Origin of the sequence: Sporichthya sp., assembly GCF_013815995.1 — a bacterium.
Classification (GTDB): domain Bacteria; phylum Actinomycetota; class Actinomycetes; order Sporichthyales; family Sporichthyaceae; genus Sporichthya.
Window position 1 is genome coordinate 1 of record NZ_JACDFE010000123.1, and the last position, 13,000, is coordinate 13,000.

Below are 13,000 nucleotides of genomic sequence, written 5' to 3' on the forward strand. Positions count from 1 at the left end.
GGGCTGGGCCGAGGCCGGCCGGGCCGTCACCGACGCCGCCGGCCGCGCGATCCTCTCCGCCGCTGTGAAGCCGCCGACCACCGACTTCAAGGCCCGCGTCCCCGGCACCGACGACCACCGCAAGGCCCGCAGCGCGCGGGTGACCGTCGTCGTCGTCAACTAGCACCGACACCACGGATGTCATCCGCTGGGACTCAGGCGGATGTGATCCCCAGATCGCGGCCGATCCGCCGCGACGCAGCGACGCGCTCCGGGGCGACCGGCCCGTAGGTCGTCGTGCGCTGACGGGCCGGGCGGCCGATCCCGGTCGCGATCGACTCGAGCTCGGCCGGGGTCTTCGCGGAGCCGTGCTCGCTGCCGGCCATCCGCGAGATGGTCTCCTCCATCAGGGTGCCGCCGAGGTCGTTGACGCCGGCCCGCAGCATCGCCCGGGTGCCCTCGACGCCGAGCTTCACCCACGAGGTCTGGATGTTGTCGATGCGCCCGTGCAGCAGCAGTCGGGCCATCGCGTGCACGGCGACGTTGTCGCGTGCGGTCGGCCCGGGCCGGGCGACGCCGGCCAGGTAGAGCGGCGCGCTGTGGTGCACGAACGGCAGCGGCACGAACTCGGTGAACCCGCCGGTCTCGTCCTGCAGGCGGGCCAGCAACGTTAGGTGCGCGACCCAGTGCGCCGGGGTGTCGACGTGCCCGTACATCATCGTCGAGGACGAGCGCAGGCCGACGGAGTGCGCGGTGCTGACGACCTCGATCCACTCCGCGGTCGGCAGCTTGCCCTTGGTGAGCACCCAGCGCACCTCGTCGTCGAGGATCTCGGCCGCGGTGCCCGGAATCGTGTCCAGGCCGGCGTCCTGAGCCTCCGTCAGCCATTCCCGGATCGAGAGCCCGGTGCGGGTGGCACCATTGACGACCTCCATCGGGCTGAACGCGTGCACGTGCATGCCGGGCACCCGGCGCTTCACCTCGCGGACCAGGTCGAAGTACGCGGTGCCGGGCAGGTCCGGGTCGATGCCGCCCTGCATGCAGACCTCGGTCGCGCCGAGTTCCCACGCCTCGACGGCGCGGTCGCCGACCTGGGCGACCGAGAGGGTGTAAGCGTCGGCATCGGTGCGCCGTTGCGCGAACGCGCAGAACCGGCAGCCGGTGTAGCAGACGTTGGTGAAGTTGATGTTCCGGTTCACCACGTAACTGACCTCGTCACCGACGACATCGCGCCGGATCGCGTCGGCCAACGACACGAGCGCCGCGAGCTCGGGTCCGTCGCAGGTCATCAAGGCCAGCGCCTGAGCATCAGTCAGATCCGCCGGGGCGGACTCCGCCGCCCGCAGCGCAGCGGCGACGTCACCGTCCAGGCGCTCGGGGGCGCCGGTGCCACGAGAAGCACCGATGCGGACCGCCTCTTCGCGGACCGAGTCCCAGTCGCCGTAGGCCGCGTCGATGTCCGAGCGGGTCTCGGTCCGGCGCCCTTCGGCGTCGATCGCGCTGTGCAGGTCCACCCGTCCCGTGCCGGCGGCCGAGCCCCAGCCCGGATCCGGCTCCTGCCAGGGCAGGCCGGTCGCGATGGCGCCCGGGCGAGCGAGTCCGGTCTCGGCGTCGGCGAGCGCGTCGACGTGCGGGCGCACCCGCGGGTCGATCCAGGGCTCGGGGTTGCGCACGTACTCCGGGTGCACGGTCAGCCGGGCCATCAGCGTGAAGCCGGCCGCCTCGGTGGCAGCGCCCAGCACATCGAGCGCCGGCCAGGGCCGCTCGGGGTTGACGTGATCCGGCGTCAGGGGCGACACCCCGCCCCAGTCGTCCACCCCGGCCGCCAGCAGCGCGGCCAACTCCGAGGGCTCGGACAGATTCGGCGGTGCCTGCACCCGCACCTTCGGGCCCAGCACCACCCGGGCGGCGGCGACCGCGGCCAGGTACTCCTCGCGGTCGGCGTCGGGCGCCGAGCGCATCGCCGTGTCCGGCTTGGCCCGGAAGTTCTGCACGATGACTTCCTGCACGGCGCCGTAGGCCCGGGCGACCCGGCGCAACGCGAACAGCGAATCTGCGCGCTCGGCCAGGTTCTCCCCGATCCCGATCAGCAGGCCGGTGGTGAAGGGGACGTTCAGGCGCCCCGCGTCCTCCAGAACCCGCAGCCGCACCGCCGGATCCTTGTCCGGCGAGCCGAAGTGCGCTCCCCCGGGCTCGGTGAACAGCCGGGTCGCGGTGGTCTCCAGCATCATCCCCATCGAAGGGGCGACCGGCTTGAGTCGCGCGATCTCCTGCCAGCTCATCACCCCGGGGTTGAGGTGCGGCAGCAGCCCGGTCTCCTCCAGCACCCGCACAGCGAGGGCGCGGACGTAGTCCAAGGTCGAGTCGTAGCCGTACTGATCCAGCCACTCGCGGGCCACCGGCCAGCGGTCCTCCGGCTTGTCGCCGAGGGTGAACAATGCCTCCAGGCAGCCGAGTTCGGCGCCCTCCTTGCACAGCGCGACAACCTCGTCGGGCGACAGGAACGGCTCACGTTCCTCGCGCCGCAGTGCGCCCGGCGTGGTGACGAACGTGCAGTAGTGGCAGCGATCCCGGCACAGCCGGGTCACCGGCACGAACACCTTGGGCGAGAACGTGACCACACCCGGGCGGCCGGCCGCGACCAGTCCGGCATCACGCACCCGGCCCGCCGTCGCGATCAGGTCCTCGAGGTCTTCGCCCCGGCAGGAGAGCAGCGCCGAGACCTCAGCGACATTGAGGGACGCGCCGTCCCGAGCGCGACGAAGCGCGCGGCGCACTTCCGAGGACGTCGGCATCACGCGACCATCCTCAGTCGCCCGCGCAAACGCTGTTCAACCGGGGTCGGACACTGGGTCTGGACATCTCGGCGACAATGTGTACTAGGAGCCGGAAGGCCTTCAGCCGAGGAGGCGGGCCCGCAGGAAGGCACCGACCTGGCTGATCGCGTCGAACGACTCCGGGATCTGGGCCATCGACCGGACGAAGCCGTGCATCTGGCCGTCCCAGCTCAGTCGCTCCACCGGAACGCCGGCCTTCTCGATCGCCGCACCCAGAGCCAGCCCTTCGTCCCGCAGCGGGTCGAAGCCGGCCGTGAGCAGCAGGGTCGGCGGCAGGGTCGAGAGGTCCAGGTCGAGCAGGTCGACCGGCAACGCGGTGGTCGCCGCCGGGTTCCGGTACTGGTCCCAGTACCAGCGCATGCTCTCCCGGGTCAGGCCGTACCCGGTGCCGAGCTCGTCCCAGGACGGGGTGTCCAGCGCCGGGGAAACGACCGGGTAGATCAGTCCGAGGGCCTTGATCGGAATCCCGACCCGGCCCGCGACGCTGGCCGTCAGCGTCACCAGGTGAGCGCCGGCGCTGTCGCCGGCCAGGGCCAGCGGAGAGCCCTCGGTCATCGACGCCTGGATCACCTTCATGACCTGGCCGGCGGCGTGCGGGTGCGCGATGTCCGGGGCCAGGCCGTAGCCGACGGCGACGACGCTCACCCCGGCCCGGTTGGCCAGCGCGCGGTGCAGGGAGTCGTAGGTGTCCAGCGTCCCGGTGACCCAGCCGCCACCGTGGGCGTAGATGATCGCGGCCGGGGCGGCGCCCTCGGGCCGGTACACCCGCACGTCGACCTCGTCGATCTGGCCGTCGATCACGTCGACGACCGGCTCGCCGGGTCCGGACAGGAACGTCGAACCGGCCGCGTGCGCCTCGCGCGCATCGTCCGGGGTGCCGAGTTCCACCGGCGGTCGCCCGGCGGCGTTCACGGCTTCGAGCAGGGCGGCAGCGGAGGCGTCGAGCGCAGTCATGGCCACACCGTAAAGGGACCGCCTCCGGGCCTCGATCAGGTGGTTCCCACGCTGGACCCGGTAAGCGTCGGACAAACCTCCGCAAAAGTAACAATCCCTCGCGTTGACGCCCCGTCACCCCCGGGTCGAGGCTCCCCCTGCGCACGCTCGCGCGATTCCGCCACGAGGGAGCCAGACCATGAATCGGTCCCGTACCCCTGTCCTGCTCGGCGCTGCGGCGTTGAGCCTCGCCCTGACCACCGCGACAGCCCTGCCCGCCTGGGCGAGTTCCGGTCCGGAGAGCACTACCGACGGTGCGACGACCACCATCAAGGTCCTCGAGAAGGAGACCGGCGGCCAGTTCATCCCCAAGGGGGAAGCGCCGCAGGATTTCCCGGAGGACGAGGACTTCCGCCCGAGCCCGGGTGACGCCTTCACCTTCACCTCCGACCTGATGCAGGGCGACGAGAAGGTCGGCACCGACGTCGGCACGTGCACGTTCATCGACCTGGACGCCAACACCAATCACTGCAAGGTGAAGGTGACGTTCGCCAACGGCACGATCAGCGTCGACTCGGTGGCGGACTTCCCCGAGGACGACAGCCCGTTCCAGGTCACGATCGTCTCCGGCACGGGTGCGTACGCCGGTGCGAAGGGCACTGCGACCGTCACCCCGGCCGAGGACGAGGGCGAATCGAACCTGGCCCTGGTCTTCACCACCGGCAGTCAGGTCTCCGAGGTGCCGAGCGGCGGCGCTGCGGCCGGCGGCGGCCTCGGCGACTCCTCGGACACGACGGGCCTGCTCGCGCTCGGCGCGCTCGTCGGTCTGACCGGCCTCGGCGTGCTGGTGGGCGGACGACGGCTCGCCGCGACCCGTCGCTAGCCCGCCCGCTCAACTCACGCGTCAACTCACGCGCAGACCCCGGGTCCCGACCGGCCCGCTCAGGTGGAAGTGCTCCAGAGCGGGCTGGTCCGGGAATTCCAGCCGCCCCCGGGCGGCTGCGGCTGCGCACACGCCGGCCATCACGATGCCGCAACCGCCGAGCACCGCCGCGGCCGTGAAGACGACCGTGGCGACCAGCCAGCCCGGCACGTCGACGACCACGAGCACAGGGACGCAGAGCATGAACACCACCGGGGCGTAGAACGAGACCCAGGCGTCCACCTGCATCACCCGGCGCAGCATGGGGTTGTCGGTCGGGTTCATCCCGCTCACCTCTTGGCTACCTCGCCGAGGATCTCCCGGCGAGATCAGCGTCGCAGCGCGAGGGAACGGAGTCGATTACCTCCTAGGTCATGTCCGTCGGTGGACGGAAACGGCGTACCCGGTGGAATCTGACCAGGCGTCACCGTCCCAGGTGGCGTGCCGGCTGAGCAGAACCAGCCCGGCCGCGGCGCACCAGGAGTCGTAGTCGGCGATGTCCACGATGGCCGCCGGATCAGGCAGGTGCGCGCGGTCCAGGCCGAAGCCGGAGACGAGCAATCCACCGGGCGACAGGTGGGCGGCCAGCCTTTCCAGCACCCGCGGCCCGGTGCTCGCGGCCAGGAAGGGGAACACGTTGCCCGCGGCGACGATGAGGTCGAACGGTGCCTCGTCGAGGTCGAGGCCGGCCAGGTCCGCCAGATGCCACCGCACCCCGGGAATCCGCCGCGAGACCGCGAGCATCGAGGCGTCCACGTCGGTGCCGGCGACGTCGAAGCCGAGCTCGGCCAGCCGCGCCCCGACCCGCCCCGTCCCGCAACCCGCATCGAGGATCCGCGCACCGGGGGCGACCAGCGCAGAACAGAACCGGGCCTCGCCGTGCATGTCCTTGCCGGTGGCCGCGATCGCCGCGATCCGCGCCGCGTAGGCCTCGCCGTCGAACTCCGAACTCGTGGCGGGCCAGTCCTCACTCAACTCGGGCTCCCGTTCACGCCGGCGGCATCGCGGCGCCGACGACCGTGTTCCAGGCCCGGACCTGCGAGCCGGCGACCAGGCCGTTGGCGACGTACGGGTCCGCGTCGACGAAGGCTTTCACCGCCGCCTCCGAGCCTTCGGTCCAGACGTACAGCGCCTTGTCGAAGGGGTCGGGCAGGGCCCCGGCGAGCACAAGTTCGCCGCGCCCCACCGCCGCCTCCAGCAAGGCCAGGTGCTCGGCGCGGAACTCCCCCCGCCGCTCCAGGTAGTCGTCGCCGAGGGTGTACTCGAGAAGGACGTGGGTCATGCACGAGAAACTACTGCCGTGCCCTCCCCCGCCCAGCACCCACCGGTGTCGTTGCGCCAACTGCTCCCTGGCTTCGTCCGAGGTGCCGGCAGCACCGGTGACGGACCGGACGCGATCCGCATCGACGAAGCCGCCTGCTCGCGCTCGGACCTGCTCGCCGCCGCGCTGTCGTTGGCCGGGCGCCTCGGCGGCGCGCGCACCGTGGTCGTCGAGGCGACGCCGACGCTGGACACCGTGACGGCCGTGGTCGGCGCGTTGGCCGCCGGCGTCCCGATCGTCCCGGTCGCCCCCGACGCCGGTCCACTCGAGCGCGACCACGTCCTGCGCGACTCCGGGGCCGACGTGGTTCTCGGCGCCCCGGACTGGGACGTACCGCTCGAACACATTGCGGTGCCCGCGCCCGGCACCGACGATGCCTGCCGCCTCGATGCCGACACCGTGGCCGGGGCGATGGTGATGTACACCAGCGGCACCACCGGCGCCCCGAAGGGCGTCGTGCTCTCAGCCGGCGCGATCGCGGCCGATCTCGACGCCCTCGTCGACGCCTGGGCCTGGACGGCCGAGGACCTGCTGGTGCACGGCCTTCCGCTGTTCCACGTGCACGGCCTGGTCCTCGGTGTGCTCGGTGCGCTGCGCACCGGAAGCCGGCTTGTGCACACCGGGCGCCCCACCCCGGAGCGCTACGCCGCCGCCGGCGGCTCGATGTATTTCGGCGTCCCGACGGTGTGGTCCCGGGTGGTCGCCGACCCCGCGATCGCCGCTGCCCTGCGCCCGGCCCGGGTCCTGGTCTCCGGCAGCGCGGGGCTTCCGGCCCCGGTCTTCGAGAGCCTCGAGGCCCTCACCGGCCTCCGTGCCCTGGAGCGGTACGGGATGACCGAGACGCTGATCACGATCGGCTCCCGGGCCGACGGCGAACGTCGACCCGGCCAGGTCGGGCTCCCGTTGCGCGGCGTGCGCACCCGGTTGGCCGGTGAGGACGGCGGGCCGGTGCCGCATGACGGCGAGAGCGTCGGCGAACTGCAGGTTCAGGCGCCGACCATGTTCGACGGCTACCTCGGCCGGCCGGAGGCGACCGCCGTCTGCTGGACCGCCGACGGGTGGTTCGTCACCGGCGACGTCGCCACCATCGGACCGGACGGCTGGCACCGCATCGTCGGCCGCGCCTCGGTCGACCTGATCAAGAGCGGCGGGTACCGGATCGGGGCCGGCGAGGTGGAGGCCGCCCTGCTGGCGCACCCGGGTGTCCGGGAGGCCGCGGTGATCGGCGAACCGGACCCGGATCTGGGCCAGCGCATCGTCGCGTTCGTCGTTGCCGACGAAGGAACCGACGCCGAGACCCTCAGCCGTTTCGTCGCCGAGGGACTGTCCGCGCACAAGCGGCCCCGGCGGGTGGTCCTCCTCGGGTCACTGCCGCGAAACGCCTTGGGCAAGGTCCAGAAGTCCCTACTGACGGATTGACCGGGGCAGCGGCTAAGGTGAGGCTCACCTAAAGTCAGTCCAAGAAAAGGTGTCTCCCCCATGCGCCTGCACCGCGCTTCGCACCGCCTCGCCGCCGCTGCCGCCGTCTCCGCCCTCGTTCTCACCGTCTCCGCCTGCGGCGACGACGACGACAGCGCCGGCTCGACGAACATCACCCCGACCGACTCGGCGGGCGGCTCAGTGTCCGGCTCAGTTGCGGGATCCGGCTCGGGTTCGGCCTCGGGCGCTTTCGAGGACCAGGCCACCGGCGCGCCGCTCACCCCGGAGGAGCAGACGGCCGTCGAGGGCTACCGCAACTACATCACCGCCCAGGTCGCGGACAGCGTGACGGTGACCGAGGAGCTCGTCGAGGCGGTCAAGGCCGACGACATCACCAAGGCCAAGACGCTCTACGCCAAGTCCCGGATCGGGTGGGAGAGCATCGAGCCGGTCGCTGCCGCCTTCGGTGACCTGGACCCGCGCGTCGACCTGCGTGAGGCCGACGTCGAGGACGGCGACACCTGGACCGGGTGGCACGTGCTCGAGAAGGCCCTGTGGGAGGACAAGGACCTCGAGGGCATGGACGAGATCGGCGACACCCTGCTCGACGACCTCGACGAGCTGACCGAGTCGGTGAAGACCGTGGAGATCACGCCGACGGCGATGGCCATGGGCGCCAAGGAACTCCTCGACGAGGTCGCCTCCGGGAAGATCACCGGCGAGGAAGAGGCCTTCAGCCACACCGACCTGGTCGACTTCAAGGCCAACCTCGACGGTGCCCGCAAGGTCTTCGACCTGCTCAAGCCGATCGCGGAGAGGAACGACGCCGACCTGGTCAAGACCCTCGAGACCGAGTTCGACGACGTCGACATGGCGCTGGAGAAGTACGAGAAGGGCGACAGCTACGTCTCGTACGACACCGTGACGGAGTCTGAGCGCAAGGCGCTGACCGACGTCGTCAACGCCCTGGGCGAGCCGTTGTCCAAGCTGGCCGGCGCCATCCAGAGCGACAGCGACAACAGCGCGAGCCCGAGCAGCACCAGCTAGTCAGCAGCCAGTCCCAGCTAGTCACCCACCGCGTGGAGGTGAGTGCCAGATGAGCATCGACCCCAGTGGCGACCCGAACGAGACCCCGGCCAACGAGCTGTCGGCGGCGGTCAGTCGCCGCCGTGCACTCGGCATCGCCGGGATCGGCGCCGCCACGATCGGTGGTCTGGGCTACGCCGGCCGGGAGGCCGTCGCCGGGACCGAGGATCGGCAATTGGCCAAGGGCGGTGATTCCGCGCCGCGCGGCCTGCCCGTCGCCTTCCGGGGCGAGCACCAGGCCGGCATCGCCACCGCCGTCCAGGACCGATTGCACTTCACCACGTTCGACGTCAAGACGGAGAACCGCGGCGAGCTGGTCTCGCTGCTGCAGGCCTGGACCCGGGCCGCGGAGCGGATGTGTTCGGGGCTGGACGCCCTCGACCCCGGCGCCTTCCCGCGGATCGCGGAGTACCCGCCCGGTGACACCGGCGAGGCGATCGGGCTGCCGCCGTCCCGGCTCACCTTGACCATCGGTTTCGGGCCGAGCCTGTTCGAGCGCGGCAAGCGGGATCGCTTCGGGCTGAAGGGCCGCCGGCCCGAGGCGCTGGCGGACCTGCCGAAGTTCGCCGGCGACACCTTGGACCCCCTCCGGTCGGGAGGGGACCTCGCGGTGCAGGCGTGCGCGGACGACCCGCAGGTGGCCGTGCACGCGATTCGCAACCTGGCCCGGATCGGCTTCGGCACGGTCTCGGTGCGCTGGTCGCAGCTCGGCTTCGGCAAGACCTCCTCGACGACACCCGAGCAGCAGACCCCGCGCAACCTGTTCGGCTTCAAGGACGGCACGAACAACCCTGCGGGCGCCGACACCGCGGCGATGGACCAGCACATCTGGGTCGGCGCCGAGGACAACCCGGCGTGGATGCGCGGCGGTTCCTACCTGGTGGCCCGCCGGATCCGCATGCTCGTCGAGATCTGGGACCGTACCTCGCTGGCCGAGCAGGAGAAGATCATCGGCCGGGACAAGCGCGAGGGCTCCCCGGCCGGCCAGCGACTCGAGCGCGACGCGGTCGACATGGCGGCGCAACCGGAGCTCGCCCACGTCCGGCTCTCCTCGCCGGACACCAACGGCGGCGCGACGATGCTGCGCCGCGGCTACTCCTTCGTCGACGGGTCGGACGGGCTCGGTCGCCTGGACGCCGGCCTGTTCTTCCTCGCCTACCAGAGGGACCCGCGCACCGGGTTCGTCACGGTCCAGAAGAGCCTGTCCAAGAACGACGTCCTCAACGAGTACATCCGGCACACCGGCTCAGGCGTGTACGCCTGTCCCCCCGGCGTCGTCGCCCCGGACCGCTGGTGGGGCGACACCCTTCTCGGATAGGGCTCCGGCTGAGCTTTCCTCAGAACCGCACGAGTTCTCCCAAACAGGACATCTCGATCGCCAACCTTCCCTAGGCTCCGGCCGAGCGAACTGGGGAGGGCGCTTTGCGCGAGTTTGTCGAGAACAGCACCATTCCGGCACAGGGCAGTGCAACCGGGAACTCAGACGGGATCAGAGTCCGCGGAGCGAGGCGCACGTTCGGCGCGCTGGCCGCGGTCGACCACATCGACCTGGACGCACCGCCGGGGGCGGTCACGGCGCTGGTCGGGCCGGCCGGGTCCGGCAAGACGACGCTGCTGATGATGCTGGCCACGCTGGTCGGGCCGGACAGCGGCGAGATCCGGGTGGCCGGCCGAGGTCGACGGCATCGCCGACCGGGTCGTCCTGGTCGCCGCCGGGCGCACCGTGGCCATTCACGCGACCGCAAGCCTGGCCTCGCGGGAACTGGCGGCCGGGGACCTGACCGCGCCGGCCGTCCCGTGGCAGATCCGCGCGCTGGAATCAGACGCCCTGCTGGCGGCGTTGCGCAGCTACGGGCTCCACCACTGCGCATCCGAGGCAACCGGCGTGCAGGTCATGCTGCGCGGCGATACCGAGGCCGCGGAACTGATCGGTTCGCTGGTCCGCGACGGGGTCCGGGTAGTCGCACTGCAACCTGCCGCGCTCACCCCGGGTGACGCCCGTCCTGGGGTCATTGCCGGATTTGCTACTCATGACGGCCTAGTGCCCGTCACGCAGCATCACCAGTGTGACGAGGCGTGACGATGGGTCCGGTTTCGACCGATCACATGTAACCGGTTCAGCGGCATCCCCGTCACAGGCCTCCGCCGGTAACTTCTTGCTCTGCGGATAACGCCGCTCGGGGGGTTTCGATCCCCTGGGGGATGGGGAGTGGACGTGGTCGCGCACTTGGTTGTCTCACGGCCGGGGGGCCCTGAGTTTGTTGTGCTGTCCGACTCCGGCATGAGCATGGGCCGGGGCACGGACAACGATGTGATCATCGCGGACGACTCTGTCTCGCGCCTGCACGCTGTTCTGGAGGCCCGCTCCGGCGGGTTCTCGATCCGGGACCTCGGCTCGCGCAATGGGACCTACGTCAACGGCGAACGCATCATCGGCGAGCGCGCCCTGCGCGACCGCGACGAGATCCGGGTGGGTGGGGCGCGCCTGGCGTACCGCCCCGACCCGGACATCGAGCAGTACTCCGAGACGCTGGCCGCGGATCCGCCGCCGGAGCTCACCCGCCGCGAGCGGGATGTCCTGCTCGCCCTGTTCCAGAGCGCCGGCGTCGCCGACGTGTTCATGGAGCCGGCCTCGACCCGACGGATCGCCGAGGTGCTCTTCGTGAGCGAGGCCGCGGTCAAGCAGCATCTGCTGAAGCTCTACGAGAAGTTCGGCATTCGCGCGGGCGGCGACCGTCGCCGCGTCCAGCTGGCCAATGAGGCCCTGCGCCGTGGCGCGGTCTCTTTCAGCGAGGTAAGGGACATTCTCCGATAAACGCGGCGGTTCATTGCCGAGCGCTTATTCGAGAACAGCTCCCGCAACTATCGACGCGTATTTCTTTCGGCCTCATGGCCAGCTCAGAGGCCCCTTCGGGGGCCTTTTTGCATATTCCGCCCAATACTCGGCGGTACAGAAAATGAGCCCTGACCAGGAGGTAAGAATCACCTTTCCTCGTTGGTGGAACAGGCTGACTGAATCGGGCATTACTTGAATTCGCGGGAGGGCAAAGGATTCTCCTTGCCGGGGAAATGATCGCGGCAATGTTCGAGGGGGTCGACCGCTGGTGAATCAACTCAAGAAGGCGCCGAAACGAGTGTTCCTGGTGGCGTTCATCGCCACCGCGGGACTCCTTGCCTCCGCCGCGCCGGGCCTCGCTGCCGAGCCCAGCCCCACCGCACTGCCACTGAGCGCCTCCAACGCGGCGCCGGCTTCGACGCCCGCAGCGCCCGCGCCGGGTGATGACCCCGACGACGAGCCGGGCGGCAGCGGCGGCTGGGGCGGCGACAAGGACAGCGACCAGGACTCCGGTACCGGCGCTGCCAAGAAGGTCGAGAAGACCAGCGACACCCCGGACGATTCGCAGCCCATCGATCCGCAGCCCATCGACTCCGACGGTTCCGACGACGAGGGCAGCGGCAGCGGGGGCAGTCGCGAACCGGACGACCGCAGCGACGACTTCTCCGGCCAGGGCGACCCGGACTCGTCCTCGGACCACTTCGGCTCCAAGAAGCAGACCAAGGCCGAGAAGGCCGCCGCGGCGAAAGCCTCACAAAAGGCCAAGGCCGCCCAGAAATCGGCGCAGAAGAAGGCCGCCGCCTCGAAGAAGGCCTCCTCGAAGAAGAAGCAGGCGGCCGCCAAGAAGATGAAGCAGCAGGCCATGAAGGCCTCCAAGTCGGCCGCGGCCCGGGCCGCCGCGCAGAAGGCCGCCCAGAAGCGCGCCGAGGCGCAGCGCCGGGCGACCGCCGAGGACGACTCCGGTGACAGCCCGCGCTCCAGCGGCGGCGTCGACGCCCTGCGCCAAGCGATTCTCGACCTGACCAACAAGGCCCGCAAGTCGGCCGGCTGCGGATCGTTGCGCTACAGCACCCAGCTGGAGAAGTCCGCCCAATCCCACGCCAACGACATGTCCGAGCACCACTACATGTCACACAACGACCGGCAGGGTCGGAACTCGGACAAGCGCATCCGCACCACCGGCTTCGACGGCGACAAGACCGGCGAGAACCTCGGTGAGGGCTTCTCCTCCCCCGAGGCCGTCGTCAAGGCCTGGATGAACTCGCCGAGCCATCGCCGCAACATCCTCGACTGCGGCTTCCGGATCCTCGGGGCGGGCTACGCCAGCTCCGGAGGTTACTGGGTCCAGCACTTCGGCGGCTGACCAGCCGTCATGAAGTGACTGACCCTCACCTGCGGCGGGACAACCCCCGTCGGTACGTGGAACATCCCCAGGGGCGGGGAGCGGTTGTCAACCAGGACGCCGCTCTCCGCCCCGACCAGTTGAGCCCGACCAGTTGGGCTCCGGCCGGCTAAGGCGCCGGCATCTCGGCGTCACGGTCGGCATCAAGAACCGCATCGCGGGCGGCGGGAACGCGCATCCCACGCCAGCGGGAGGCGAGCTCGGTCAGGTCGGTGGTCTCGGCCTCCGGGTCGTCGGCTCGGCGGGCGCCGGACCTCCCCTCCAG

Annotated in this window: 12 protein-coding genes and 1 pseudogene; 8 read left to right on the top strand and 5 right to left on the bottom strand. The window is 70.8% G+C overall.

Going from position 1 to position 13,000, the window contains the following annotated elements; translation table 11 throughout:
• Nucleotides 1-194: 194 nt before the first annotated feature.
• Together H0X00_RS14280 and H0X00_RS14285 are read right to left on the bottom strand one after the other, a co-directional pair.
• Nucleotides 195-2,774, bottom strand: coding sequence for a bifunctional FO biosynthesis protein CofGH (locus H0X00_RS14280; RefSeq protein WP_293772174.1), 2,580 nt, complete (start codon nt 2,772-2,774; stop codon nt 195-197).
• 102 nt (nt 2,775-2,876) lie between these two features.
• On the bottom strand, nt 2,877-3,770 hold the full coding sequence (locus H0X00_RS14285; protein WP_293772177.1) for an alpha/beta hydrolase: 894 nt from the start codon (nt 3,768-3,770) through the stop codon (nt 2,877-2,879).
• 178 nt (nt 3,771-3,948) lie between these two features.
• Here H0X00_RS14285 and H0X00_RS14290 point away from each other — a divergent pair, with 178 nt between their 5' ends.
• Nucleotides 3,949-4,632 (top strand): hypothetical protein, encoded by a 684-nt coding sequence (locus tag H0X00_RS14290; RefSeq protein WP_293772180.1) that lies wholly within the window; start codon nt 3,949-3,951, stop codon nt 4,630-4,632.
• A 21-nt stretch (nt 4,633-4,653) separates the two neighbouring features.
• Here the strand turns inward: H0X00_RS14290 and H0X00_RS14295 are convergent, their stop codons facing one another.
• The 3 genes from H0X00_RS14295 to H0X00_RS14305 form a co-directional block, all read right to left on the bottom strand.
• The gene (locus H0X00_RS14295; protein WP_293772183.1) at nt 4,654-4,956 is read right to left on the bottom strand and encodes a hypothetical protein; all 303 of its coding nucleotides are present in this window, start codon (nt 4,954-4,956) and stop codon (nt 4,654-4,656) included.
• A gap of 87 nt (nt 4,957-5,043) precedes the next feature.
• A complete protein-coding gene (locus H0X00_RS14300) occupies nt 5,044-5,646 on the bottom strand; it encodes a bifunctional 2-polyprenyl-6-hydroxyphenol methylase/3-demethylubiquinol 3-O-methyltransferase UbiG (protein ID WP_293772186.1) in 603 nt (200 codons plus the stop codon).
• 13 nt (nt 5,647-5,659) lie between these two features.
• Complete coding sequence (locus H0X00_RS14305; RefSeq protein ID WP_293772188.1) at nt 5,660-5,953, bottom strand: YciI-like protein; 294 nt, start codon at nt 5,951-5,953, stop codon at nt 5,660-5,662.
• 60 nt (nt 5,954-6,013) lie between these two features.
• Here H0X00_RS14305 and H0X00_RS14310 point away from each other — a divergent pair, with 60 nt between their 5' ends.
• From H0X00_RS14310 to H0X00_RS14335, 7 genes and pseudogenes are all read left to right on the top strand, one after another.
• Nucleotides 6,014-7,411 carry an acyl-CoA synthetase gene (locus tag H0X00_RS14310; RefSeq protein ID WP_367186634.1) on the top strand — a complete coding sequence of 466 codons (1,398 nt, stop codon included), beginning with the start codon at nt 6,014-6,016 and terminating at the stop codon, nt 7,409-7,411.
• A gap of 60 nt (nt 7,412-7,471) precedes the next feature.
• On the top strand, nt 7,472-8,458 hold the full coding sequence (efeO, locus tag H0X00_RS14315) for an iron uptake system protein EfeO (protein WP_293772193.1): 987 nt from the start codon (nt 7,472-7,474) through the stop codon (nt 8,456-8,458).
• Between the two features lie 49 nt (nt 8,459-8,507).
• Nucleotides 8,508-9,815, top strand: coding sequence for an iron uptake transporter deferrochelatase/peroxidase subunit (gene efeB, locus H0X00_RS14320; protein WP_293772195.1), 1,308 nt, complete (start codon nt 8,508-8,510; stop codon nt 9,813-9,815).
• Nucleotides 9,816-9,919: 104 nt separating this feature from the next.
• A pseudogene (locus H0X00_RS23885) lies at nt 9,920-10,117 on the top strand (ATP-binding cassette domain-containing protein); the annotation flags it as partial.
• 103 nt (nt 10,118-10,220) lie between these two features.
• Nucleotides 10,221-10,577 (top strand): hypothetical protein, encoded by a 357-nt coding sequence (locus tag H0X00_RS14325; RefSeq protein ID WP_293772198.1) that lies wholly within the window; start codon nt 10,221-10,223, stop codon nt 10,575-10,577.
• Between the two features lie 183 nt (nt 10,578-10,760).
• A complete protein-coding gene (locus H0X00_RS14330) occupies nt 10,761-11,312 on the top strand; it encodes an FHA domain-containing protein (RefSeq protein ID WP_293772200.1) in 552 nt (183 codons plus the stop codon).
• Between the two features lie 289 nt (nt 11,313-11,601).
• Nucleotides 11,602-12,696: a CAP domain-containing protein gene (locus H0X00_RS14335; RefSeq protein WP_293772203.1), complete on the top strand. Its 1,095-nt coding sequence runs from the start codon at nt 11,602-11,604 to the stop codon at nt 12,694-12,696.
• Nucleotides 12,697-13,000 lie beyond the last annotated feature (304 nt).

Bases quoted from the DNA above. Each gene is read 5' to 3' on its own strand.
- H0X00_RS14295 (WP_293772183.1), bottom strand. From the start codon at position 4,956: ATGAACCCGACCGACAACCCCATGCTGCGCCGGGTGATGCAGGTGGAC.
- efeB (WP_293772195.1), top strand. From the start codon at position 8,508: ATGAGCATCGACCCCAGTGGCGACCCGAACGAGACCCCGGCCAACGAG.
- H0X00_RS14285 (WP_293772177.1), bottom strand. From the start codon at position 3,770: ATGACTGCGCTCGACGCCTCCGCTGCCGCCCTGCTCGAAGCCGTGAAC.
- H0X00_RS14280 (WP_293772174.1), bottom strand. From the start codon at position 2,774: ATGCCGACGTCCTCGGAAGTGCGCCGCGCGCTTCGTCGCGCTCGGGAC.
- H0X00_RS14305 (WP_293772188.1), bottom strand. From the start codon at position 5,953: ATGACCCACGTCCTTCTCGAGTACACCCTCGGCGACGACTACCTGGAG.
- H0X00_RS14290 (WP_293772180.1), top strand. From the start codon at position 3,949: ATGAATCGGTCCCGTACCCCTGTCCTGCTCGGCGCTGCGGCGTTGAGC.
- efeO (WP_293772193.1), top strand. From the start codon at position 7,472: ATGCGCCTGCACCGCGCTTCGCACCGCCTCGCCGCCGCTGCCGCCGTC.